This is a genomic window from uncultured Friedmanniella sp. (assembly GCF_964244005.1).
Classification (GTDB): domain Bacteria; phylum Actinomycetota; class Actinomycetes; order Propionibacteriales; family Propionibacteriaceae; genus Microlunatus.
Map to the genome: position 1 here is coordinate 13,894 of NZ_CAXTHG010000007.1, position 23,979 is coordinate 37,872.

The window sequence follows — 23,979 nt, forward strand, 5'->3', positions numbered from 1 at the left end:
GGCGCCCCTGTCGTCCCACCTCGTGCACGTCGAGACCATGCAGTCCCTGCTCGACCACCTCGACGACCAGTTCGGCGGGTCGAGGCCTTTCTCACCCCGTCATGGCTGGACCGCCGACGACACGCGGCGGCTGCGCGTCAAGCTGCTGGGCTGATCGGTCGGGCATCGGCGGGAACGTTCCCGCGGGAAGGTTTCTCAACGGACGAGAACCTGCAGCTCGCCGACCGGGATCGTCGTGCTGGCGGACTGATAGAACGGGATGGTGCCGGTGGTGCCGGTGATGTTCCAGTCGACGGCCCAGACGGCATTGGCGGTGACGGTGTAGGAGCCGGCGGGGAGCGACGGTTTCTGGTAGCGGTATCCGCAGGACGGGGACGCGGTGCCGGGCTTGACCGACGGGGTCCACTGGGTGCTCAGATTGGTGCAGGTGAGCTTGTTCCCGTCGCCCATGTCGAAGACGACCTTGACCAGGCGGGCGTCGAGGGAGACGGAGATGTCGTAGACCGAGTCCGAGACGGGCGCGGGGTCGAGGTTCCCGTCGGCCCACAGCCAAAGCGGATAGCCGACCGCAGCCATCTTCCACCGGTTGAGGTCTGGTGACGGCCCGATCCTCGGCTTCGGTGGGGTCAGCGTGAGCCGGGCCGACGCGATGTAGGCGACCTCTTGCGGGCTCAGCGCAGGTTGTGCCGGTTCGGCCGGGTCGCCGGCTTGGCGAATGTCCGGTGCTTCGGGCAGCTCGTCCTGTCGCCTGATCGCACAGCCGGCAGCCTCGATCCGGTCCACGCACAAGGCGTTGCTCGACTGGAGCTGCTGGTTCCGGGCGATCGCCGCCGCCAGCTGGGCGCGATAGGCTTTCATCTGGCTCTTGTACTCGTCCTTGGGCAAGTACCTGTACTTCGGCGCCGCTGTCTTGGTACTCGCACTGTGCTTCTCCGGGTGCCCAGCGGTTGATTTTTTGCCTTTCTCCGAGACAAAAACGGTGTTATTACCGGTCGTTAGTGCGCCATGCGCAACATCAGGCACAGCAACGAGGGACGATGCGATGATGAAGACCGGAGCGGCCAGGAGTGCTCTCATTCGCATGACGACACCTTTTGGCCAGTTCCAGACCACAGCTTCCAGGAAGTACCGACCTTGCGAACCTTGAGTCGAGCCACACGGATCTCATTGCCCTTGAGCCGTCGTCCCGGTGCGATAGAAAGGATGGGCCGTTCGTCCTCGCAAACCTCGAGGATCACGGCGCGGGCACTGTGACCGTCGGGCCGTACGTACAGGATCTTCTCCTTACCACTGTCGTGACCACCGATACGGTCATAGGCGACGATGACTTCGGTGAGTTCAGCGAGGTATGAACCGCCTGCGGTCGCTTTCATGAGCTTCGTCGGCTTCTTGGCACCGCCGGCGCGTAGGACGCGGTTGTACTCGGCGCGGAAGGTCCGGTACGACTTCTCGGCGGCGGCGTAGTCAAGCCGTTGCTGGCGCTCCAGCGTGGTCTCGGTCGGCGTCTGCACCACAGGCGTAGGTGAAGGGGCAGGACCGGCGGGTTCGTCGCTCGTGCAGCCGGTGACGGCAAGCAGGCAGGCCAGGGTGACCACCCCCAGCACGCTGCGCGCGTCAACCATCTCCACGTCCTCCCCCGTACGCGAGACGCAAGAGTGACACGTCAGCGCCCTACCTGTCAGCCGGCTGCGCACTTCTGTGGATAACCCTGGCGCGCCAGTAGAGCTGGGAGTGGACCATCGGGTCGACCGCGACATCGCCGACGCACCGGGCGCGACCCTGGTGCACTACACGGCCGGCAAGGACCGGACCGGCACCATCGTCGCCCTTGCGCTGACCCTGGTCGGGGCCGACCGGGCGGCCGTGATCGCCGACTACGCCGCCAGCTCGGAGGAGGCAGGCCATCGTCGACCGGCTGATGACCTCGGCCACGTACGCCGACAACCTGCTTGACCACTACCTGATGTGCTCTGGAACAACCGTATCGCCGGATCCGATCCGATACTCGCCGTGACCCGTCTACACGACTTGCCCATCTGGACGGCCGCCCTCTAGGACCCTCGTCGCGTAGCCGCTGCCGCCGCGCGCCAGATGTTCTGCTGGCGTGGGGCTGATGTGGTCGAGCGTTCGGCCAGCGTAACTGCCAATGCCGTGGCTGACGGCGCCGCCGAGGCTGGCGAATGCGGTGCCGGTGCCGGCTCCTTCGGGCGGTGGCGCCGAGGGGCCCTGAGCTGGTGTGCGGGCCGGGACCAGTGGCTACTGGTCGCCGCACCGCTGACCCCGCCGGCGATCGTCGCTCCGACGGGCTCCTCAGTTCGAGCTCCTTGGGCCGCGCCAGCTCGCTGACCGTCAACACCGGCTCCTCGCCGACGTGCTCGACCCGCCAGGCGTTGACCCAGTTCCCCAGCGTCTGAGCCACCACCCCGTTCTCCCGGGCCACGTCCGCGATAGGGCGGGACTTGTCGATCACCTCCCGGACAGCCGCCGCTTTGAACTCAGGAGAGAACTTTCCACGCTTTTCAGGCAAAATGCGTTTCCAATCTGATAGGCCCCAATCTTACTTGGGGGCCACTGTCCGGGAAACTTAGAGCACCTCAGACCGCGGCCCAACCCCAGGTCGCGTCACCGGTGGCGGTTTGACGGGTTCATCCAGTTGAATGAGTAGCAGGGGGTGTTCCAGCCCTTGATGAAGGCTCGGATCTGGGACATCAGGTCGCGGACGGAATTGAAGTTGCCGCGGTGGATGGTTTGCTTGTCAGAAATGGAGAACCAGACCTCAACCAGGTTAGCCAGACCCGTAGGTGGGTGAAGTGGACGTGGATGCGGGGTTTCGCCTCGAGCAGAAGCTATCATCCCCAGCCAACGTAAAATCCAAATCGACACACCACTAGCCGCCGCTCCCGCCATCAAGTACGTAGGTACTGTCGTCGTCAGACTGGAGGTTATAGCATCTGCCCGATCGCGATCAGCCGAGGGAGTCGCAAGACCCAAGGATCGATATCAGTGTCAGCATGCACATGAAGTATCGCGTTGCTGAAGCGAAATTTGATTTCGCCAGCCACTCCGTCCTCCACCGTGATTAAGTTAGTGCCGATCAAGTCCCACGCGCGATCCTCCACGTCATCATCTTCCCAGCTGACCTGACGTGATGCTATGACACCTGACCATGGGCATCTCAGACTCAATGACCATTCCATTCCAAAAATGGTAAGGATCGGATCGCTGTACTCGAGTTCGGCCACCGTTACTGGTAGCCCGGCGTTAATTTCAGAGCGTGGCCAACTCATGGGCCAAGCTCCACGTGGGTCCGCTCTATGACATATTCGCAACGCTGCGGTTTTGTCAATCCCGGTGGTGGTTGAGGAGTTTTCCCCGTGAATGGACTTACTGGCCCGCCGTTGGCGTTCTCGAACGAGGCGCGCAACGGTGCCGTATTGGTCGGTTCCATCACACGAACACGCGATCCATCGGACAAAGTGTACTGGGTTCCCGGTGAAGCTGTGGGAGCTGAGGGCAGCCCAGCGGAGCGGTAGCCTTCTTCCAGCCGAGCGCGGCTAGTAGGAACGACGACCCCGTCAGAGTTGGCGACGAAGTCTGCTCGGCCGCAGTTGGCGTTGTGGACGAGTAGCCGGTGGTGGCCGGCTTGGATGTAGTAGTTGTGGAGTCCATCAACTTCGAAGTTGTGGACGGTGGCGACCTCGCCGGTGGCGTCGATGGAGTGGATGGTGACGGTCGACCCGTCGGGTCGAACCAGCTGGTCGCCTTTGCGGAGTTCACGGACGGGGGTCCAGCCTTGGCCGTCGACCATGAAGGGGTGTTCGGCGGTGGTGGTGACGGCTTGGTCGTTGTCGAGGATGACGCGGTAGGTGGGTATGTCGTGGTGGGTGAACGCGTCGAGGACCCGGCGTGGCTCGTTCTCCCCGGTCTCGGGATTGAACGCGGCCACCTCGTCGCCGATCTGGATGTCTTCGATGGGTTTGGTGGTGCCGTCGGCGAGGAGGACGGGTGTGCCGGCGACGAAGCAGGCGGTGACGGCTTCTTCGGTCCGGTTCAGCAGCCGACCGGCCCCTGACTCGAGTCCATGGCCGGCGACGCCGCGCAAAGGGACGCCGCCGGTGGCGGCGCCGACCCCGGCGTTCTTGGCCAGTCCGGTGACGGTGTGCGGGCCGGGCCCAGTCAGGTAGGTGGCGCCGTTACTGACCCGCCCCTCAATGATGAACACCACTACTGATCAATCTAGAGTGCTTCGGGTCAGAACCAGGGAGCGGTGGCACCGGAGTACGCCAGCTTGAGTCGCTCGAATCGGCACCGGTCTGATCCGGCACAAGCAGGGCCTCGACTCCACCTGCGGCAGCGACCCCCTTGAACTGCCGTGACTAGTAGGTCGGTCTCGTGTATTCAGGTGACCTTAAGTCATCATTGGGAAGCTGCTGGGCTCGTTGCCACTTGCATCTGACTCGTCGAGCGCCATGGCGGATGCAACGATCAAGCCCTCTCCTCCGCGACTGCGTACCGAGAAGATAGTCAGGTCAACATCTACTTCCAGTTCCCACGGTACCCGATCCGGATTCTCGCTGAGTGTTCCTACCGCCTCGATAATCGGACCTACCAACACCATCGGTACGGACATGTACTGGACGTACATAAAGAATATTTCCATCCTCGATGTAACATCTTGCCTGATATTCGACCGGAAAAGAAGCCGGTTCATACCACCTCGCATTACCTCTAATCTGAACGTCCGCTTGGACAGATCAAGGTAGACCGGGTCATTCAAATGGATTTTTGACATTACTTCCTCCCTCCCAAAAGTTGACATTCTTGAGCTCCTGCGCTTCGTGCAGTTGACGCATCTCCCAGTCGAAGGGTGATCCGCGCCCCGTCGCGTCACGTTGTACTGCAGATACCACCTTGTGATAGGGGGATTCTCCAGTGACGCCGTCGAGCACCACGCTAATTCTCGTACTTGGGTCGTTAATCGCCGCCCGCACGCTTGATTGCCAATCAGCGTCCTGCATCAGGTGGCGTCCGCCGATTAGCTTGGCTTGTTGCGCCAGCCCCTCCGACTTGCCGAGCACGACGTGGTCGCCACAACTGTTGTGGACGAGGAGCCAGTGGTTGCCGGCTTGGACGTAGTAGTTGTGGAGGCCGTCGACTTCGAAGTTGTGGACGGTGGCGGTGTCGCCGGTGGCGTTAATGGTGTGGATGGTGACGGTCGACCCGTCGGGTCGAACCAGCTGGTCGCCTTTGCGGAGTTCACGGACGGGGGTCCAGCCTTGGCCGTCGACCATGAAGGGGTGTTCGGCGGTGGTGGTGACGGCTTGGTCGTTGTCGAGGATGACGCGGTAGGTGGGTATGTCGTGGTGGGTGAACGCGTCGAGGACCCGGCGTGGCTCGTTCTCCCCGGTCTCGGGATTGAACGCGGCCACCTCGTCACCGATCTGGATGTCTTCGATGGGTTTGGTGGTGCCGTCGGCGAGCAGGACGGGTGTGCCGGCGACGAAGCAGGCGGTGACGGCTTCCTCGGTCCGGTTCAGCAGCCGACCGGCCCCTGACTCGAGTCCCTGTCCGGCGGCGCCCCGCAAAGGGACGCCGCCGGTGGCAGCGCCGAACCCAGCATTCTTGGCCAGCCCGGTGACGGTGTGCGGACCGGGACCGGTCAGGTAGGCGGCGCCGTTGCTGACCGCACCCTCGGCGACGTTCGCGGCGACTTCTTTCGCACCGGTACTGAGAGCAGTCTTGGCGAGGACGCTGCCGGCGCCGAACCCGACCGCGCCGGCGGCGCCGGAGACTGCGACCTGACCCCAGTTCACGTCACCGGTGGTGGCTTTCTGGATGATCGTGTCCGCACCAGCGGAGATCAGCATCATCCCGGCCGGCCCGCCCACCCCGGTCGCCATCAACGCCCCACCGGCGACGACCATGGCGCCGCCGGCGACGTACTCCCAGTTGTTCTTCAACCAGTGGCCGGTCGCGTCCATCGCCGAGTGGAACGCGTCCCCGGTCGCTTGCAGGGCGCTGCCGACCAAACCGTTGTTACTGTCCCGGTAAGCAGCCAGCTCAGCGTCGGTGACCGGCCGCAACCCGGTCGGATCGACCGCGTGCATCGGGTCGTTCCCGGCGAACGCGTACGGGTTCCCCGCCCACCCGGCACCGGTGACCGGATCCAGCGGGTCGACCGACAAGAAGCCGCGGGCCGCTGGGTCATAGACCCGCGCCCCCATCCATTCCAGGCCGTCCACGCTCACCTCACCCGAGGAGCCGACCGACGCCGCCCCGAGCCCGGTCTGACCGGTGCCGCCGAGGGACCACGGGTCGGCGCCGACGGCACGGGTGGTGCGCCAGCCGGGCGCAGTCCAGCCGGCGCCGATCCCGGTGACCGGACCGGAGGTGAGGATGGGGGTGTCGCCGGCCAGCACGGGGGCGCCTGCGTAGCCGGCGGTGTCCCAGAAGAACTCCGTCCCGTCCACCGACGCCAGCTCACCCAAGGCGTCCGCGTGCACCGTGATCTTCCGGACCCGATCGTCACGGTCGTGGCGGATGATCCCGGCCAGGTAGCCGGTCGGGTTCCACACGAACTCCCGCGCCGTCCCGTCACTGCGCCGCGACCACAGGCGCCGGCCGGCGGCGTCGTAGCTGTAGCGGGTCGTCGTCCCCGACGCGTCCACCGTCGACAGCAGCTGCCCGGCCAGGTCGTAGACGTGCTCGATCGTCTGCAGACCGGCAGGGCTGGACGCGGCTTCGACCTGGTTGTCGATGGTCTCGGAGGAGAGCCGTCCGGCTGCGTCGTACACCCACCGCCCGGTCGCCGTCCCGATCCCCGCCTCCGTGCGAGCTGAGATGAGCTGGCCGGCCCGGTCGTAGCCGTACTCGGTCACCGACCGGCCGATCCCCGCCCCCCGGCTGTCGCCACCGTCGTCCTTGGTGACCCGCAGGACCCTGCCGTCACGGTCACGGTCGATCGCGGTGCGGGTGGCCCCCTCGCCGTCGGTGATGGTGTGGGCGACGACGAAGCCGTCGGAGTGTTCCCAGGACTGGATGAGTCCGCCCGCGACGGCGGAGATGATCCGGCCGGCTGCGTCCCGGTCGAACGCCGCCCGACCCAGCAGCGACGAGTCGACTTCCCTCAGGCGGCCGCCCGCGTCGTAGCGGTAGTCGGTGATCGTGCCGTCCGGGGTGGTCATCCGGGTGCGGCGGCCGTCCGCGTCGTAGCCCCAGGTGACCGCCCGCCCGCCACGGGCCCGACGGATCAGCTGCCCACGCGAGTTCCACTCCAGGACGTGCTCGACCGGCTCAGCCCGACCCGGGTCGGATGTGTCAGTGATGGTGACGGTGCGGCGCCGCAGATCCCGCGTCAGCGCGGTGACGGTCTTCCCGTCGACCGCCATGGTCGCGGGCCGGCCGGCCGCGTCGTAGGTCAAGGTTGTCCGCCGCCCGTCCGGAGCCTCCCGCCACGCCAACCGGCCGGCCGCGTCGTAGCCGGCGCTTGTGGAGCGGCCGAGCGGGTCGGTCTCGGCGACGCACCGGTTCATACCGTCGAACTTGCGCCGGGTCACCCCGCCCATCGGGTTGACGATCTCGACCGTCCGGCCCAGCTGGTCGGAGGTGTACCGGGTGACCCCGCCGTTGCCGTCGGTGGCGGTGAGCAGCTGCCCGGCCGCGTCATAGCTGAAGGTGGCCGGTCCCGTCTGCGGCGACTTCCACCCGACCACCCGCCCGGCCAGGTCGTAGGTCCAGCTCGAGGTGCCGGCGCCGGGAGCGGTGTGCTCGACCAACCGGCCGCACGCGTCGTACCGTGACCGCGCCACCTCACCGGTCGGCAGGGTCTGCGTCACGGCCTGACCGTCGACGTCGTAGCCGATCGTCACGGTCCCGCCCGCCGGGTCGGTCACCGTCGCGAGCCGACCGCAGCCGTCGTAGCCGTAGGTCGTGGTCAATCCTGACGGGGAGGTGACGGCGACCGGTCGGCCCGCCGGATCGCGGACGATTCGGGTCAGACCGCCGTCGCCGTCCAACGCCTCGACCGGGCGTCCGCACCGGTCGTAGGTGAAGACAGCGGCGGTCCCGTCGACCCGGCCGGCTGAGGTGAGCCGGCCCAACGGGTCGAACCCACTTGTCACCGTGGTGTCAATGCCGGAGACCTGGACCTGGTGCGCCGTTGGGTCAGCGTCGACGCCGACCCGCACCCCGGTCGGGTCAACGGTGGCGACCAGGTGGCCGGCCGCGTCATAGGTCTGCGACCACACCCCGCCGGTCGGGTCGGTCGTCGCCGACAGACGGGACAGGTCGTCGTGCGCGAACCGCCACTGCGACCCGTCCGGCAGGGTCACCGCTGACACGTTGCCCAGCTCGTCGAGCTGCCGGGTCACCTCCCTCTCCAACGGGTCGACCGTCCGCGACTCCTCCCCGTGGCTCCCGTACTCGACGCAGGTGCGGGCGCCGAACGGGTCGATGGTCGCGGTCAACCGGCCCGCGACGCTGTGCTCGTAGCGCCAGACTGCGCCGTCGGGGTCCTGGCGTTGAGCCAGCTGACCCGACGCCGGGTCCCAGACGAACTCGGTGCGGTGCCCCGACGGGCTGACGGCCGCGGTGACGCGACCGAGAACGTCGCGTTCCAGGCGAGCGGTCTGGCCGTCCGCGTTGGTCACCCCGATCAGGTCACCCCGGTCGTCATAGCCGAACCGCAGCGTGACCTCGGTCGGGTCGACCACCTCGCTCAGCAGACCGTCGTGCCACGTCAGCCGGGTCAGCCCGCCCTCGGGATCCAGGATCGTCGACGGGTTCCGCTGCTCACCCTCGTAGGTGCAGGTGGTGACCGCACCCTGCTCGGTCACCACCGTCGTCACCCGATCGAGCCCGTCGAAGCCATAGCTGATGTCCGCGCCGGACGGGGTCACCGTCTGGATCCGGCGGCCGCGGTCGTCGTACTGGTGCACCGTGGCGGCACCGTCACGCTCAGTCAGCAGAACGGGGTTACCCCACCGGTCGTACGAGCTGGACTGCCGCTGCTCGTCGGCATCCACCACCCCCACCAGGCGACCCTTGTCGTCGGAGATCCACGTGTTCGACCGGGCCCCGTCCTCATCCGAGACCACCGTCACCCGGCCGGGCAGGTAGACGAACCGGGTCGTCCGCCCGAACAGCGACCGCTGAGAGGTCACCCGCCGGCGGTCGTCGTAGCCGTTCTCGGCCTCCACCACCCCGTCCGCATCAGTCACCGACACGATCAGCCCATCGGCGTTCCACCCGTACGAGCGGGTCCCCGCCGGGCCCGACGCCGAGACGAGCTGGCCGCGCTCGTCGTAGCCGTAGGAGACGACCCGGCCGTCAGCGCTCCGGGCGACGACGACCCGGTCGTCTGCCCACTCGAGCCCGATCCACTGACCGCGGGCATGCGTCAGCCGAACCACCCGGCCGGCGTCGTCGCGACCAACCTCGACGAAGGCCCGGGACTCCCTCGGCCCCGTGCCGAAGGTCCTCAGCGCACCCGACTCCGACAGTCGCCACCACGAGCCGTCGTTCCCCGACGCCACCAGCTCACCCGAGTCGTCGGCGATCAGCCACAGGTTTTCTCCGACCGCACGATCCCAGCCAGCGCCCAACCGCGGGAAGTGGACCTGACGCCCATCCGGCAGCGTGAGCCGGGCCAAGCCATCGGTGTCGAACGTCAGGCCGGCGTCGCAGACCGAGGACCAACCCGGCCCGAACGCGTGCCCGCCGGTGTCGAAGGAGTTGTAGCAACGGCCCAGCACCAGGCCCGCAGCAGCACCCGGGAAGGTCAGGTCGGTCTCGACCTCGACGAAGTTGCCCGTCGAGGCGTTCACCGGGTCATTGGCATATCCCGATGTCGCCGGACCCCCGAACGCCTGCGGCGGCTCGATCACCAGGTCTTGACGGGTCGCGTCCACCCCGGCCGCTCTCAACGCCGCCGCGACCGCGCTGTTCGACATCGTCGACAGCTCGCCCTCACCGCCGGCCGCCGTGAACGCGTCCGCAACCGTCCTCGCCCACGCCACGTCCTCGGCGTTGGCCGCCAACCACGCCGTGTAGCCCGTGAACACCCCGGACGCGTCCAGCGACCCCCACCGGCACTTCGCCACGAAATCGGCGTAGTCCGCCCTCAGCCGTCCCGGCGTCGACGCCAAGGCCTCGTCCAGATGGCCGGACGACGTCGCGAACGACCGCAGCTTCGACGGCCGCGCCGACGAGGTGCCACCACCCCCGCCGCCACCGCCGGGCGGCGGAGACTGCCGGGCCCGAGCCGAAGCGGCCGACACGGCAATCGACGGCTCCGCCGCCGGCGGCCCTACCGGCGGGTCGTCGGGACCGAAGAGCTCGTCCATTCCCCTTTCCAGCAACGACCGGTCCGCCTGCTCCTGCAACCACGCCCGCGCGGTCTCGCGGCGCTGCTGCTCCTTCGCCGCCTCATCCTTCAGCGACTGCGCGCCCGCCGCCACTTCCCGCAACCGCGCCACCAGCTCTGAGGCGTCCCCCGCCGCCGTCGCCGCGTTCGTCGCGAACACGAACGCGAAGTGACCCACGAAGTCGGTGCACCCCGTGGACACCGCCGACGCCCGAGGGCCCGCCTGACTCTCGACCGCCGTCGCCGCCAGCCGGCACCGCGTGATCAACGTGTCCGCCGTCGCGTCGTCGAACGGGACGTCCTCCTCGACCGCACCCAGGTCAGCCATCAGAACCCGCTGATCTCACCCGCGAACCCTCATCACTCACCGACCCCACTGGTCGACCGCTGGAGCACCGAGTAGTGGTCACGGTGCCGGACCACGATCCTCACACGCAGGTGGCCGCCGAATCGGCGTTCCGACAAACCTGTGGATAACTTCTGAACCTCGCCCTACGGCGACGCGGGAACGATCTGGTCCACCGTGACCGTGGTCAGCCGCACCTCGACCGGGACCTCGTCGCCGAGGTTCGGCGGGGTGGCGCCGTTGGGCAGGAAGATCTGGCTGGACTGCATGTGCGGGGGTTCGAGGAAGAAGCGCTTCCTGCCCGCGATCGTGTACGGGCTGAGGGCGGTGCCGAAGGCCTCCAGCCCGCCGGTGGTCAGCGCGATGGCCCGTTGCCGCATCGTGCTCGCCGAGCTGGGGGCCTCCAACCCCACCCCGTGGGCGGTGCCGCCAGCGACCACGACCACGTACCCGTCGAAGCGGCAGGGGCGCTGGCGATAGCCGACGCGTTCGCCGCGGGAGACCTTGTGGACGTCGAGCACGGTGGCGGTGGTGTGCCGGCTGTCCGGGTCGCCGAGCCAGAGCTGGGTGCCGCTGCGCAGCCGGAGCGGGACGGGCGGGGCGCCGGCGTCGGCCAGCCCCGCCGCCAGGACGGCGGCCTCACCCGGCGGCAGGTGCGAGAACCACAGCGGGGCGTCGACGGCGGCCAGCGCGGCCCTCGCCAGCTGTTCGGCTTCGGTGAACCGGCCCTCCTCGCGGAGCGGCAGGTGCAGGCTCCAGCCTTCGATCCGGACCCGGTCGGCGAGCAGCGCGACGCGGTCGAGGTCGGTCGGCGCGATCCCGTGCCGGCGCATCGAGGTCAGCACCTCCACCAGCACCCGCGGTCGGGTCTGCAGGTCGGCCAGGGCCGCGAGGTCGGCCAGCCGCGAGACCGTGGTCAGCACCTGTGGGTCCTCGGCCAGCTCGACGGCCAGCGGGTTGTGCGCGTCCCAGGGGTTGAGGATGACCACCGTCTTGCCGAACGCCTCCCGGACCTGCTCGACCTCGCTGGGAAGGCCGACGGCGATCGTGTCGACGCCCAGCGCGGCCGACTCCTCGGCCAGTCGGTGCAGCCCGAAGCCGTAGCCGTTGCCCTTGGCCACCGGCACCAGCCCGGGCGTGGAGCCCGCTTCGGCCCGTAGGTGCCGGCGCCACCGCTCGACGTCGAGGTGCAGGGTTAGACCGCTCACCCGGCGAGCGTAGCGGGCAGCCACCTGCCTCCGACGATGGCGCAACCTCTTCGAGGCCTTCGACAAGCTCAGGACGCGGAGCGGCGGCGCATGTACAGGTCGAAGGCGCCGTAGAGGATCGCGTTGAGGGGCAGGTCCCACTCGCCGAGGTACTCCACGGCTTCGCCGCCGGTACCGACCTTGAACTGGATCAGGCCGAGGTGCGGGTCGTCGGCTTCCAGGCCCTCGGTGATGCCGCGGAGGTCGTAGACGGTGCAGCCGGCGGCCACGGCGTCGGTGATCATCTGCCACTGGATGGCGTTCGAGCCGCGGACCTCACGCTTGGCGGTCGAGCTCGCGCCGTAGGAGTACCAGGCGTGCTGGCCGACCCGCACCCAGGTGGTCGCGGCGACCAGGTCGCCCTCGTGCTCGGCCAGGTAGAGCCGGATCCGGTCGGGGTCCTCGGCCCGGAGCGCGGTCCACATGGTCTGGAAGTAGGACAGCGGGCGCGGTGTGAAGTGGTCGCGCTCGGCCGTCTCGACGTACAGCGGGTGAAAGTGCGCGAGGTCGTCGAGGTCGCCCTGGCGTACGGTCACCCCGAGCTTGGCGGCCTTCTTGATGTTGCGCCGCCAGAGCTGGTTCATGCCCGTGAGCAGCTCGTCGGTGGTCCGGCCCGCGATCGGCAGCTGGAAGACGAACCGTGGCTGGCCGGCGGCGAAGCCTTCGTCCTCGTGCGGGGGGTGCCAGCCCAGCTGACGCATGCTGTCGCGCAGGTGGGTGGCGCGGTGGTTGACCTCGTCGGGCATCGCCTCGCTGATCCGGGGGATCCGCTCGTCGGCGATCGCCGCCTTGATCGTCTCCGCTCGCCAGCGGCGGACGACGACCGGTGCGCCGACCCGGATCCCGAACGCCCCGGCCGCACGGACGTGGTCGGCCAGCGGCCGCAGCCAGGCGCCGATGTCCTCGGCGTTCCAGTCGATCGTGGGTCCCTCGGGCAGGTAGGCGAGGTACTTCTTGACCCTCGGCAGCTGGCGGTAGAGGACCAGCCCGGCCCCGACCAGGTGGTCGCCCTCGTCGAACCAGCCGATGGACTCGCTGCGCCACTCGCTCTTGACCTGGCCCCACGCCGGGGTCTGCAAGAAGCTGACCGAGGGCTGGCTGGCGTTGAAGAGGGTGTGACGTTCCGCGGGGATGGTCCGTACCGAGAGGGTCACGGGCGACAAGGTTAATCTCTCCCCTACCCTCGATCACGTACCTGGCCCCTGATGGTCGGACCCAGAGTCCAACAGAGCGTGGAGGGAACCGCCGATGACCGTGCCCCGGGTCGAGCTGACCGACGACGAGCTGCGTGAGGGTCTGACCGCCTGCCTGGCCGTGCCGCGCTGGGTGGACGAGGTGGTGGCCGCCGCCCCCTTCGCCTCGCTGCTCGCGCTGACGGACGCGGCCGCCGCGGCCGCGAACCCGTTGACGCCCGAGGAGGTGGACCAGGCGCTCAGCCACCACCCGCGGATCGGGGAGCGGCCGGTCGGTACGGGCACGGCCCCGGCGTTCTCCCGGGCCGAGCAGGCGGCCAGCGCCTCGACCGACACCGACCTGGCCGAGGCGCTCGCGGCCGGTAACCGGGCGTACGAGGAGCGGTTCGGGCGGGTCTTCCTGATCCGGGCTGCCGGACGGAGCCGACCGGAGATCTTGGCCGAGCTGCAGCGCCGGCTCGAGCTGGACGACGAGACCGAGATCGCCATCGTGGCCAGCGAGCTGCGGGACATCGCCCTGCGAAGAATCCCGCAGCTGTTCGGCCATCTGGATCACCACTCCGGTTACAACGACGTCGAGGCGGCCGAATGACGCGCAGCCGGGTGACCACCCACGTGCTCGACGCGGTCGCTGGGCGGCCGGCGGTGGGGGTGACGGCTCGACTGGAGGGGGCCGACGGGTCGCTGATCGCGGCCGGCACCACGGACGACGACGGCCGGATCGGCGGTCTAGGTCCGGTCGACCTCGAGCCGGGCAGCTACCGGATCACCTTCGCCACGGGCGCCTACTTCGCGGCCACGTTCTATCCCGAGGTCGTGCTCAGCTTCACGATCGACGACCCGGACGCGCACTACCACGTGCCGCTGCTGCTGAGCCCGTACGCGTACTCCACCTATCGCGGCAGCTGAGCTGGCCGAACCTCTTGGGGCCCTCGACCAGCTCGGGACGCGGACGTTTAGTGGGGTCCGGAACCCGGGATAGGCGCCCGCACAGGGGATGGGCCCGGCCGCGCGGGGAACGCGTACGGGCCGGATGCGTACGGCCTACCCCGGGCGTCCGTGGACCCCCCGGTTTCTCCTCCACCGTACTGGACGCGACTCAATCTCGTGACCTGCGACGAAGACCGCGCCGATGGCTGATTCCCGAACACCCATCAGCAGCGCGAAGAGGGTTTGATCGGCGGCGAGGGGTTCGTCACCGATGCAGTTGACGAATTCGAGACTACGTGCCAACGGCTCCCAACCGGAGACTTCTACCAGAACAACGTCAGCATCTTTCCCGACATCGAAGTTGCCGATCCGCGAGTCGAGGTCGAGAGCCTGGGCGCCGGCCAGGGTGCCGGTGAAGAGCAGCTCGGCGGGATGCAGCGCGACGCTGTCGGCACCGGGCTCGGAAAGGTGCACCTTGTACGCGTCGTTGAGCACGCGCGGGATCAGCCACTCGTCGCCGCCGCCGATGTCGGTACCCGCGGCGACGGTGATGCCGGCGGCGACGGTCCGCAGCCACGGCATCGTCCCAGAGCCCAGGAACTGCTGCGAGGTCGGGCAGTGGGCGATCGAGCTGCCCGTCTCGGCCAGCCGGGCAAGCTCGCGGTCGGAGCAGTGCACGGCGTGCGCGAACACGCTGCGCCGGCCGAGGAACGTCTCGCCGCCGACGGTCGACCCGGGCAGGAAGCGGCCGTCGTAGGTGTCGAGGTAGTCGGTCACCTGGTAGGTCTCGCGCACCGCGGTGACCTCGCCGTCGCCGGGCCGGTCGTTCTCGCTGAGGTGGGAGTGGAAATAGACGCCGCGGTCGCGCACCCCGGCGTACAGCTCGCCGAGGGCGGTCAGAGTCCGCGGGGTGACCGACAGGCTGAACCGGGGCACGACGGCCACCTGGAGCCGGGCGGTGCGGGGGTCGCCGGTGTCGGCGAGGTGCCAGCGGTCGATCTCGTCGGCGACCAGCCGGACGGCCTCGTCCTCACCGGTCAGCAGCGGCGCGGCGGCGGGGGGCCCGACGGTCTGCACCCCGCGGCCGCTCACCAGCCGCAGCCCGGCCTCCTGGTGGGCACGGAAAAGGGCGTCCTGCGCCTCGGGGAACGCCGACCCGAAGACCATCGCCGCCGTGGTCCCAGCGGAGACGCGGCGGCGGACGAACTCATCCGCCACCCGTTCGGCGGTGTCCGGGTCGGCGAGCGTGGCCTCGGCGGGAAAGATGCAGCGTTCGAGCCAGTCGAGCAGCTGACCGCCGCCGTACGCGTCGAGGGCGTTGGTCTGCGGATAGTGCAGGTGGGCGTCCACGAAGCCGGGCAGCACGAAGTCGGCCCGCCGGACCGGCACGTCCGCGTACGCCGCCGGCAGGTCGGTGTGGTCGCCGACCCAGGCGATGGTGCCCGCGTCGTCGATCACCAGCGCCCCGTCGGGCAGCGAGACCAGCGCCTCGGCCGCGCTCGTGACTCCTGCGTTCCCGGCCACGTGGAAGATGTGGCCGCGAACGACCAAGAAAGGAGCGGGAGCGGAGCGACCACCAGCCCCTGCGGCGAGCAGTGTGGTCACAGGAGCGGGAGCGGAGCGACCACCAGCCCCTGCGGCGAGCAGTGTGGTCACACGAGGCCTGTGTAGGCGTACCAGGCCGGGCCGGCGTCCGGGGCGTCGTCGCGGATGACGGTCGCCTGGATCAGGCCGTACGGGCGGTCGTCGGCGTGGAAGACCTCGCCCGGGTTGTCGAGCCCGAAGGGCGACAGGTCGTAGACGAAGTGGTGCTTGTTGGGCGCCGAGAACCGGATTTCGGCGATGAAGCCGTACGCCTCCAGCACGGCCCGGCCCATCTCGTGCAGCGTCTGCTGCAGCGCGAGGGAGTGCAGCTCGGCGAAGTGCCGGACCAGGATCTGCTTGATCCCGGCGTAGGTGGCCTCCCAGTCGATCTCGGTGGACTCGGTGAAGCGCCACTTCGCGGTCAGCGAGGTGGCCATCACCCGGTCGTTCGTCGGCGCCAGAGTCGTGTACGGGTCGGTGAGAAAGCCGGTGAACTCCGAGCCGGTCGACTTGAGGATCACCATCTCCTTCAGGCCCCCGGTGATCCACACCTGCTGGTCGTCTCCGGTCCCCTCGACGGTGACGGAGGCGGTCCGCACCTCAGAGCCCTTACGGGTCCAGGTGTGGTCGTGCTCGACGCCGTCGATGACCACCCGCTCCCAGGCGAACTCCTCGATCTCGACCCGCGCACCCTGCACCGGTTCCACGTCCTCGACGAAGTGCCGGGCCAGCGCGAGCCCGTAGTCCTCGATCGAGAGCAGCCCCTTCTCCTTCGCGTACGCGTAGGCGGTGTGCTTCTGGGTGTCGGTGGGCAGCACGTCGGACTGGTCACCGTGGGTGTACGCGGGGGCGAAGTCACCGCGCAGCGCCGTGGAGACATTCACGTCGCGGATCTCGTGCCGCGGAGTGTCGCGATAGATCCGGACGATCCGGTTTTCCGCCTTGCCGTACTGGTTGGTGCCCAGGACGATGCCCATGCCGGTCCCCCTTGAGTTGGCGATGCCCGCTAGCCGAAATCCTAGGGAGCGCGCGTTACGGCTCTGGGTCGCCTAGGTGGGTGGTGTCTCGCAGCAACCGCCAGATGCGGTCCCTCGACATCGGCAGCTCGTACGGCCGGACGCCGATCGCGTCGGTGACCGCGTTGGCCAGCGCGGGCGCGACCGGGTTGTAGGGCGACTCGCTCATCGACTTGGCCCCGTACGGGCCGAGGTCGTCGCTGGTACGGGCGAACAGCACCTCGGTGTCGGGCAGGTCCGAGAGCTGGGGCAGGTGGTAGTTGCGGAACACCGCCGTGGTGACGGTGCCCTCGTGGAGGATCAGCTCTTCCCACAGGGCGGTTCCGAGCGCCTGCGCCACGCCACCCTCGATCTGGCCGCGGCACTGGGCGGGGTTGACCACGTAGCCGGCGTCGGCGGCCTGGACCGACTGCAGGATGCGGATCTCACCCGTCCCGGGGTGCACGGCCACCCGGAAGCCGTGCACGTTGAACGCCAGCGACCGGACGCTCCCGTCGACCGTGCCCTCACCGCGGAGCGTGGCCTCGCCGCCGAGGAGGTCGGCGAAGGTCAGCGTCCGGTCAGCGATCTGGAGGCCCTCGGGTCCGGCCAGCCAGTCCGCTGGGTCGACGCCGGTGAGGGCCGCCGCCCGCTCGCGCAGCCGGCGGAGCAGGTCGAGCGCGGCGTCGTGCACCGCCCGGCCGGCGACCACCGTCCCGGTGGAGCCGAAAGCGCCGACGTCGTGGCCGGTCGCGTCGGTGTCGGCGGCGTACAGGGTGATCCGGTCGGCCGTGGTGGCCAGCGCGCTGGCCACCAGCTGGGTGTGCACGGTCGCGGTGCCGTTGCCGAACTCGGCGGTGCCCACGCCGATGGTGTAGCGGCCGTCGCGGTCGACGGTGACGTTCGCCTCCGCCCGGTGGCCGCGCGGCGGGACCGTCGCGATCATGGCCATGGCGAGTCCAGAGCCGGTCCGCCAGCCGGGCTCCCGTGGCTCAGGGAGCCCGCGGCCGCTGCCCAGCGCCTGCTCGACCAGGTCCAGGCACTGGTCGAGACCGTAGGAGCCGAAGACCAGGTCGTCCCCCTCGACGTGGGTGACCACCAGCGGGTCGCCGGGGCGGACCATGTTCTGGCGCCGGAACTCGACCCGGTCGATCCCCAGCTCGACCGCCAGCTCATCCATCGCCGACTCGAGGGCGAAGATCACCTGGCCGAGGCCGTAGCCGCGGAAGGCCCCGGAGGGCAGGTTGTTGGTGTAGACGGCAGCGGCGTCGACCCGCTTGTGCGGCACGTCGTAGACGGCGACCGACTCGGAGACGCCGTGGAACATCACCCCGGCCGAGTGGTTGCCGTACGCGCCGGTGTCGGACAGCACGTCGATCGCCAGCGCCGTCAGCCGGCCGGCCCGGGTGGCACCCAGGGTGACCGCGACCCGGAACGGGTGCCGGCAGGGGGCGGTCGTGAACTCCTCGCTACGGGTCATCTCGTACTGCACCGGACGGCCGGTGGCCAGCACGGCCAGGGTGACCAGGTCCTCGGTGAGGATCTCCTGCTTGCCGCCGAAGCCGCCGCCGACCCGGGCGGTGAAGACGCGGACCCGGTCGCGGTCGAGGTCGAAGAGCCGGGCGATCTCGTCGCGGACCAGGAACGGCACCTGAGAGCTGGTCCGCAGGGTCAGCCGGCCGTCCTCGGCGAGCCAGCCGATCGTGGCGTGGGTCTCGAGGTGGGCGTGGTTGACGCGCTGGTTGCGCCAGGTCCCGCGGACGACCGCGTCCGCCTCGGCCAGGCCGGTCGCGACGTCGCCGTACTCGCCGTGCAGCTCGGCGGCGAGGTTACGGCGCGGGTTGGCGATCCGGCTGGTCATCGGGTCGAGGTGGCCGTGCAGCGCCGGCGTCGTCGGGTCGCGGGCCAGCTCGGGGTCGTGGTTGGCAGGCAGCACCTCGTACTCGACCGCGATCAGTCGGCACGCCTGCTCGGCGACGCCGACGCTCTCGGCCACGACCGCGGCCACCCGCTGGCCGCGGAACCGGACGACCGTATCCAGGATGAGGCTGTCGTCGGGGTCGTCGAGCCGGTTGGCGTGCCGGCCGGTGGAGTAGAGCACCGGCGGCACGTCGGTGGCGGTGAACACCCGGACCACGCCGGGCAGCGACTCGGCGGCGGTGGTGTCGATGCTGAGGATCCGGGCGTGCGGGTGCGGGCTGCGCAGGACGGTCAGGTGCAGCAGGCCGGGAACGGCGACGTCGAGCGTGTACGGCTCGCGGCCGCTGACGATACGCCGACCGGCCGGGGCGCCGACCGACTCACCGACGCCGGAACCACTGGCGGCCGTAGCCGGGCACTGATCCTGGATCGCCTCACGAATCGCCCGGTAGCCCGTGCAGCGGCAGAGGTTGCCCTTGAGCAGGCGCGGCAGCTCGGGCAGGTCCTCCTCGGTGAGGGTCGAGGCCGTGACGACCATGCCGGCCGTGCAGAAGCCGCACTGGAACGCCGCGTGGTCGACGAACCGCTGTTGGACCGGGCTCAGTGCGTCCGGGGTGCCCAAGCCGGCGACCGTGGTGACGGCCCGGCCCTCGGCGCGGTAGGCCGGGTAGATGCAGGAGTGCACCGGCGTCCCGTCCACCAGCACCGAGCACGCTCCGCAGTCGCCGGAGTCGCAGCCCTTCTTGACGTCGAGGTGCTCGGTCTCCCGCAGCAGCGTCCGCAGGCACTGGCCCGGACGCGGCTCCTGCTCGACGCCTGAGCCGTTGACGGTGAACCTCATCGGGGCGTACCGAGCTCCGTGCGGATCTCCTCCGCCAGCAGCCGGCTCACGGCGCGGCGCCAGTCGGCCGCCCCGTGCGGGTCGGTGAACCACTCCTGGATGCCGGCGACGTCGGCGTCGAGCTCGGCGGCCGCGGGGAGGGTGGGGTAGCCCAGCTGCACCGGCCGTACGGTCCCCGCGGTGACGGTGAGCACGAACGAGCCGTCAGGCGCGAGCCGGCCGACCAGCACCGCACCGGACCGGCCGAGCGCCGAGAGGGCGATCTTGCGCAGCGCCGTCCGACTGTCCAGGGCGTCCGGTGAGATCTCGACCGAGCGCAGCACGTCGCCGGGTGAGAGCACGTTGGTCTTGTTGCCGGTCACGAACGCCGCCGCCGGCAGTACCTCGTCCTGGCCGTCGGCCCGCCAGATCACCACGTCCGCGTCCAGACCGGCGGCCAGGCTGGTCATCGGTCCGGCGGGCAGCGAGGCGCAGAGGTTGCCGCCGATGGTGGCGACGTGCCAGACCTTGAACGACCCGTACAGCGCCTCGCACGCCTGGCGGAAGAGCGGGGCGGCGGCGCGGTGCAGCCGGGTCGACAGCGAGGCGACCTCGGTCAGGGTGCAGGTCGCGGCCAGGCTGAGCCCGCCGTCCGTACGCTCGGTGACCGCCGCCCAGCCGAGCGCGGTGATGTCGACCAGCCCGGACAGGTGGTCCTGCGGCTCGGAGTAGAGCCACGACCCGCCGGCCAGGACACCGGTCCGCTCGTCGAGCGCCGCCAGGTCCGCACGCGAGCGTGCGGCCACCACGGCGGTCACGGTGTTGAGGTCCACGCTCTACTCTCCGGTCGCAGGAGCCCCCATTCAAGAGCCTGCGCGTTCCGTCCGTGTTACCGATTCAGAGTGTCGCTCTAGCACCCTGACGTTCTGACACGTCGGCCACGACGATGATGTCGAGCAGGCCGACCACCGAGGGTAGTGCGTCCAGGGTGATGCTCGTCCGCAGCGAGTCGGCGATCCGCTGCGGCCCCTCGAAGAACGGAACTGGTCACGGGCCGGCACCGCCCCAGTCCGTGGCCCCGCAGCGCACGCCCCGGACGATTACCGCCCGCTGAGCGATCCTGACGCGTAGTCGCGGCAGGATCGCTCGCTGGAGCGTGGGTCAGGCCCGCGAGGTCGGCGGGGTGACCGTGATCTTGCCCGGGTTGAAGTTACGGCCCGGGTCGGCGCCGGCGAAGAGGCCTTCCATCAGGTGGACGCCGGCGGCGGAGATGTCCTGCTCGAGCCAGGGCGCGTGCTCGGTCCCGACGCCGTGGTGGTGCGACAGCGTGCCGTCGGTGTCGAGGAAGGCCTGCTGGATGGCCGACTTGACCACGTCGTAGCGGCCGAGCGGGTCGTCCCCGTCGTGCCGGAAGGCGAAGGTGAAGTAGAGGCAGGCGCCCGAGTGGTAGGAGTGCGACAGGTGGCACATGACCCAGCCCTGCACGCCGATCTGGGCGAACGCCTTCTTGGCCGCCGCGGTGACGTTGTCGTACATCGGCACCAGCTTGGACCACGGCGCTGCGGTCTCGGAGACGTCGGCGGCCGCACCCCGGTCGAGCAGGAAGTCCCGGATGTAGGGGGTGTCGAACTTCTTCTGGTCGTACAGCTCACCCGGGCCCTTGCCCAGGCCGATGCCGCCGTGGGAGGCGATGATCTTCTTGACGATCGCCTTCTGCCGGGACACGTGGTCGGGGCCGCCCTCGTAGCCGACGAAGGACAGGCAGACCGCGCTCAGGTCCCAGCCGCGGCGCTCCAGCACCTTGAACAGGCCCTTGCTGACCAGGCCGGACACCGAGAGGCCCTTGCCCTTCTTGCGGGTCGAGAAGGAGAAGCGGGTCTCCCCGGCGTCGGAGACGCGGGTGACCGAGGGCGCCGCGTCGCTGGTCGAGATCTCCTGCATAGCGCCCACGCCGGCCTCGAACGAGGGGAACAGGTAGCCGAGGATCACCCGCTCCTCGGGGATCCGGTGGACCTGGACCGTGACCTCGGTGATGACGCCGAGGCGACCCTCCGAACCGAGCACCATCTCGCGGACGCTCGGCCCGGTCGAGGTGCTGGGCAGACCGCGCAGCACGAGCACCCGGCCGGGCATGACCATCCGCAGGCCCCGGGTGATGTCGGCGATGTCGCCGTACTTGTCCGACTGCATGCCCGAGGAACGGGTCGCGACCCAGCCGCCGAGCGTGGAGTGGGTGAAGCTGTCGGGGAAGTGGCCGAGCGTCCAGCCGCGGGCGTTCAGCTGCTCCTCGAGGTCGGGTCCGAGCGCGCCGGCCTGGATCCAGGCCAGGCCGGACTCTTCGTCGACGTCGACCACCTGGTTGAGCCGACCGAGGTCGAGGGAGATGACGGTGCGGGTCTCGTCCTCGGGTGCCTGCAGGCTGCCGGAGATGTTGCTGCCGCCGCCGAAGGGGATGAGCACGACGTCCGCGGCGATGGCGAGGTCGACGATCGCCTGCACCTCGGCCTCGTCGCCGGGGTAGACGACGACGTCGGGCACCCGGGGAATGTCGCCGGCCCGGAGCCGCATCAGGTCGCGGATGCTCTTGCCGTACGTGTGGACGATGCGGTCCTCGTCGGCGCTGACGGTGTTGTCCAGCCCGACGACCTCGGTCAGCTGCTCCAGCAGGGCGTCGGAGATCTGCGGCGTCGGGATCGGCAGGTCCTCCAGCGCCGGCGCCTTGCCGGGCGGGGTCGCGAGGTCGAGGTCGATGATCTCCTGCACGAACGGGCGCAGCGCCGGCTTGTCCTCGTGGTGGAAGCTGGTGCCTTCCACGCCCCAGCCGTACCACTTCATGTGCTTGACGGCAGGCATCTGCGTTCTCCTTCGGTTGCCGGTCCGCCGACCATCATCCCCGAAGGGACAAGATTCAGTGCCGGTGGGCTTCGGCGTAGGTGGTGGTGTCGTCGATGAGGCCCCGGACCTCTTTGGCGATCCGCTCGGAGAACTGGGCGACGCTCTCGCCGTCCTCGGCCCGCAGCGGCGCCCCGAAGGTGACGTAGACCGGCGGCCGGCCGCGGTCGGGCCAGTTCTTGCCGTGCGGCATGGCCTGGGCGGCGCCGACGATCGCGACCGGCAGGCAGGGCACGTCCCGGCTGATGCACAGCGCGGCGGCGCCCGGCTTGAACGCGCCGATCTCCCCGGTGCGCGAGCGGGTGCCCTCGGGGAAGAGCAGCAACGGGACACCGTCGTCCAGCAGGCTGGTGGCCAGACCCTTGCGTCCGCGGAGCCCGGTCCGGTCGACCGGGAAGGCGTTGAAGAAGAGCGAGGTCAGACCCTTGCGCCACCACACGTCGAAGAAGTAGTCCGCTGCTGCGCCCGCCGCCACGTAGCGCGAGAGCTTCCGCGGCAGCGACGTGATGACCAGCGGAGCGTCCAGGTGGGACGTGTGGTTCGAGACCACCACGTACGGTCCGCGGACATCGGCGAGGAGCTCCGTACCGCGCACGGTGACCGTGGTCTTGCGGTAGATGAACGGCTTGAGGATCAGCTGCTGGGCCACGAACCTCGCGCCGGCGTGCACGGGCGAGGTGTAACGGCTACGGCTGGACACCGTGCCACAGTAACCGACCGGTCGTCGGGTGTTCATCTTCTGAGCGGTGTGCCGTTGCCCTCACTGAAGACGCCCCTCCCTGAAGACACCCGCTCAGTGGCGGCCGGAGGACAGCACAGCTGACGCGCGGCGGACGGCCGTCCGCGGCGCGAGCCGGGCCAGGCAGATCAGCACCTGGTAGCGGCGGGACGGGATCGAGATCACCTTCGCCGCCGCGACGTCGCGTAGGCACTCCGCCACCAGGGCGTCGGCCTCCAGCCAGGCCCAGCCGGGCAGCTTGCTGGTCCCGATCTCGGCCCGCTCGTGGAACTCGGTCCGGACGTAGCCGGGGGCCAGCACCGTCGCGGTCACGCCGCTGCCGCGCAGCTCGACGGCCAGGCCCTCGGTGTAGACCGCGACCCACGCCTTGAGCGCGGAGTAGCCGCCCATGGTGACGTAGCCGGCCGTACTGCCCACGTTGACGATCGCGCCCGTGCCGCGAAGGCGCATCGTCCGGGCGGCCGCGCCGGAGAGCAGCAGGACCGCCCGGACCATCACGTCGATGCCGTGCTCGTGCGGGGAGAGGTCGGTGGCGGTCAGCGAGACCGGGATGCCGAAACCGGCGTTGTTGACCAGCAGGTCGACAGGCCTGTTCGTGTCGGCCAGTCGGGCGGCGACGCGTTCGACGTCGTCCCGCACCGCCAGGTCGGCCACCAGGATCTCGACCTCGACGTGGTGGGTGTCCCGCAGCTGAACGGCCATCTGCTCGAGCCGGTCAGCGTTCCGGGCGACCAGCACCAGGTCGTCCCCTCGCGCCGCCAGAGCTCGGGCGAACGCTGCCCCGATCCCCGACGTCCCGCCCGTCACCAGTGCCGTTGTCACGGCAGCCACCCTAGGCGCAGCCCCGCTGAGCCCAAGGGTTGACGCAAGAGGTTGCGCCATCGGGCTGAAGATGCGGGGGCGCACGCCGATCTGCGCTATGAGCCTGAAGGGCTCACCGGTTTGCGGTT

At 69.5% G+C, this 23,979-nt stretch carries 17 protein-coding genes and 1 pseudogene; 4 read left to right on the forward strand and 14 right to left on the reverse strand.

The window, feature by feature from the left end; all coding sequences use genetic code 11:
- The first annotated feature begins 22 nt into the window (after positions 1 to 22).
- Complete coding sequence (locus ACFE76_RS05960) at positions 23 to 154, forward strand: hypothetical protein (protein ID WP_375430967.1); 132 nt, start codon at positions 23 to 25, stop codon at positions 152 to 154.
- Between the two features lie 41 nt (positions 155 to 195).
- Here ACFE76_RS05960 and ACFE76_RS05965 read toward each other — a convergent pair whose 3' ends face one another.
- Both ACFE76_RS05965 and ACFE76_RS05970 read right to left on the reverse strand, forming a co-directional pair.
- Positions 196 to 1,077 (reverse strand): hypothetical protein, encoded by an 882-nt coding sequence (locus ACFE76_RS05965; RefSeq protein ID WP_375430968.1) that lies wholly within the window; start codon positions 1,075 to 1,077, stop codon positions 196 to 198.
- Positions 1,074 to 1,622 (reverse strand): hypothetical protein, encoded by a 549-nt coding sequence (locus tag ACFE76_RS05970; RefSeq protein ID WP_375430832.1) that lies wholly within the window; start codon positions 1,620 to 1,622, stop codon positions 1,074 to 1,076. Before ACFE76_RS05970 ends, ACFE76_RS05965 begins: the two co-directional genes overlap by 4 nt.
- A gap of 109 nt (positions 1,623 to 1,731) precedes the next feature.
- Here ACFE76_RS05970 and ACFE76_RS05975 point away from each other — a divergent pair, with 109 nt between their 5' ends.
- Positions 1,732 to 1,953, forward strand: coding sequence for a tyrosine-protein phosphatase (locus ACFE76_RS05975; protein ID WP_375430833.1), 222 nt, complete (start codon positions 1,732 to 1,734; stop codon positions 1,951 to 1,953).
- Positions 1,954 to 2,368: 415 nt separating this feature from the next.
- Here ACFE76_RS05975 and ACFE76_RS05980 read toward each other — a convergent pair.
- From ACFE76_RS05980 to ACFE76_RS06000, 5 genes and pseudogenes are all read right to left on the reverse strand, one after another.
- Positions 2,369 to 2,527 (reverse strand): annotated as a pseudogene (locus ACFE76_RS05980) (transposase); the annotation flags it as partial.
- A 756-nt stretch (positions 2,528 to 3,283) separates the two neighbouring features.
- Positions 3,284 to 4,102, reverse strand: coding sequence for a Hint domain-containing protein (locus tag ACFE76_RS05985; RefSeq protein WP_375430834.1), 819 nt, complete (start codon positions 4,100 to 4,102; stop codon positions 3,284 to 3,286).
- Between the two features lie 667 nt (positions 4,103 to 4,769).
- On the reverse strand, positions 4,770 to 10,691 hold the full coding sequence (locus tag ACFE76_RS05990; protein WP_375430835.1) for a DUF6531 domain-containing protein: 5,922 nt from the start codon (positions 10,689 to 10,691) through the stop codon (positions 4,770 to 4,772).
- Positions 10,692 to 10,855: 164 nt separating this feature from the next.
- Positions 10,856 to 11,917 (reverse strand): alanine racemase, encoded by a 1,062-nt coding sequence (locus ACFE76_RS05995; RefSeq protein WP_375430836.1) that lies wholly within the window; start codon positions 11,915 to 11,917, stop codon positions 10,856 to 10,858.
- 68 nt (positions 11,918 to 11,985) lie between these two features.
- Positions 11,986 to 13,110, reverse strand: coding sequence for a lipid II:glycine glycyltransferase FemX (locus tag ACFE76_RS06000; protein WP_375430837.1), 1,125 nt, complete (start codon positions 13,108 to 13,110; stop codon positions 11,986 to 11,988).
- Between the two features lie 94 nt (positions 13,111 to 13,204).
- Between ACFE76_RS06000 and uraD the strand changes: the two genes are divergently transcribed.
- Complete coding sequence (gene uraD / locus ACFE76_RS06005) at positions 13,205 to 13,741, forward strand: 2-oxo-4-hydroxy-4-carboxy-5-ureidoimidazoline decarboxylase (RefSeq protein ID WP_375430838.1); 537 nt, start codon at positions 13,205 to 13,207, stop codon at positions 13,739 to 13,741.
- Positions 13,738 to 14,058, forward strand: coding sequence for a hydroxyisourate hydrolase (uraH, locus tag ACFE76_RS06010; protein WP_375430839.1), 321 nt, complete (start codon positions 13,738 to 13,740; stop codon positions 14,056 to 14,058). The genes uraD and uraH overlap by 4 nt, the downstream gene beginning before the upstream one ends.
- A gap of 135 nt (positions 14,059 to 14,193) precedes the next feature.
- On the opposite strand, the gene ACFE76_RS06015 is transcribed toward uraH, so the two are convergent.
- The 7 genes from ACFE76_RS06015 to ACFE76_RS06045 form a co-directional block, all read right to left on the reverse strand.
- Positions 14,194 to 15,684: an amidohydrolase family protein gene (locus ACFE76_RS06015; RefSeq protein ID WP_375430840.1), complete on the reverse strand. Its 1,491-nt coding sequence runs from the start codon at positions 15,682 to 15,684 to the stop codon at positions 14,194 to 14,196.
- 47 nt (positions 15,685 to 15,731) lie between these two features.
- Positions 15,732 to 16,640 (reverse strand): factor-independent urate hydroxylase, encoded by a 909-nt coding sequence (gene pucL / locus ACFE76_RS06020; protein WP_375430841.1) that lies wholly within the window; start codon positions 16,638 to 16,640, stop codon positions 15,732 to 15,734.
- 55 nt (positions 16,641 to 16,695) lie between these two features.
- Positions 16,696 to 19,419 (reverse strand): molybdopterin-dependent oxidoreductase, encoded by a 2,724-nt coding sequence (locus ACFE76_RS06025; protein WP_375430842.1) that lies wholly within the window; start codon positions 19,417 to 19,419, stop codon positions 16,696 to 16,698.
- Positions 19,416 to 20,231 carry an FAD binding domain-containing protein gene (locus ACFE76_RS06030; RefSeq protein WP_375430843.1) on the reverse strand — a complete coding sequence of 272 codons (816 nt, stop codon included), beginning with the start codon at positions 20,229 to 20,231 and terminating at the stop codon, positions 19,416 to 19,418. Before ACFE76_RS06030 ends, ACFE76_RS06025 begins: the two co-directional genes overlap by 4 nt.
- A 328-nt stretch (positions 20,232 to 20,559) precedes the next feature.
- Positions 20,560 to 22,251 (reverse strand): FAD-binding oxidoreductase, encoded by a 1,692-nt coding sequence (locus ACFE76_RS06035; protein WP_375430844.1) that lies wholly within the window; start codon positions 22,249 to 22,251, stop codon positions 20,560 to 20,562.
- Positions 22,252 to 22,306: 55 nt separating this feature from the next.
- Complete coding sequence (locus ACFE76_RS06040) at positions 22,307 to 22,990, reverse strand: lysophospholipid acyltransferase family protein (protein WP_375430845.1); 684 nt, start codon at positions 22,988 to 22,990, stop codon at positions 22,307 to 22,309.
- 93 nt (positions 22,991 to 23,083) lie between these two features.
- Positions 23,084 to 23,851: an SDR family NAD(P)-dependent oxidoreductase gene (locus ACFE76_RS06045; RefSeq protein ID WP_375430846.1), complete on the reverse strand. Its 768-nt coding sequence runs from the start codon at positions 23,849 to 23,851 to the stop codon at positions 23,084 to 23,086.
- Positions 23,852 to 23,979: the final 128 nt, after the last annotated feature.

Bases quoted from the DNA above. Each gene is read 5' to 3' on its own strand.
- ACFE76_RS05990 (WP_375430835.1), bottom strand. From the start codon at position 10,691: ATGGCTGACCTGGGTGCGGTCGAGGAGGACGTCCCGTTCGACGACGCG.
- ACFE76_RS05970 (WP_375430832.1), bottom strand. From the start codon at position 1,622: ATGGTTGACGCGCGCAGCGTGCTGGGGGTGGTCACCCTGGCCTGCCTG.
- ACFE76_RS06035 (WP_375430844.1), bottom strand. From the start codon at position 22,251: ATGCCTGCCGTCAAGCACATGAAGTGGTACGGCTGGGGCGTGGAAGGC.
- ACFE76_RS06025 (WP_375430842.1), bottom strand. From the start codon at position 19,419: ATGAGGTTCACCGTCAACGGCTCAGGCGTCGAGCAGGAGCCGCGTCCG.
- uraH (WP_375430839.1), top strand. From the start codon at position 13,738: ATGACGCGCAGCCGGGTGACCACCCACGTGCTCGACGCGGTCGCTGGG.
- uraD (WP_375430838.1), top strand. From the start codon at position 13,205: ATGACCGTGCCCCGGGTCGAGCTGACCGACGACGAGCTGCGTGAGGGT.
- pucL (WP_375430841.1), bottom strand. From the start codon at position 16,640: ATGGGCATCGTCCTGGGCACCAACCAGTACGGCAAGGCGGAAAACCGG.
- ACFE76_RS05965 (WP_375430968.1), bottom strand. From the start codon at position 1,077: ATGAGAGCACTCCTGGCCGCTCCGGTCTTCATCATCGCATCGTCCCTC.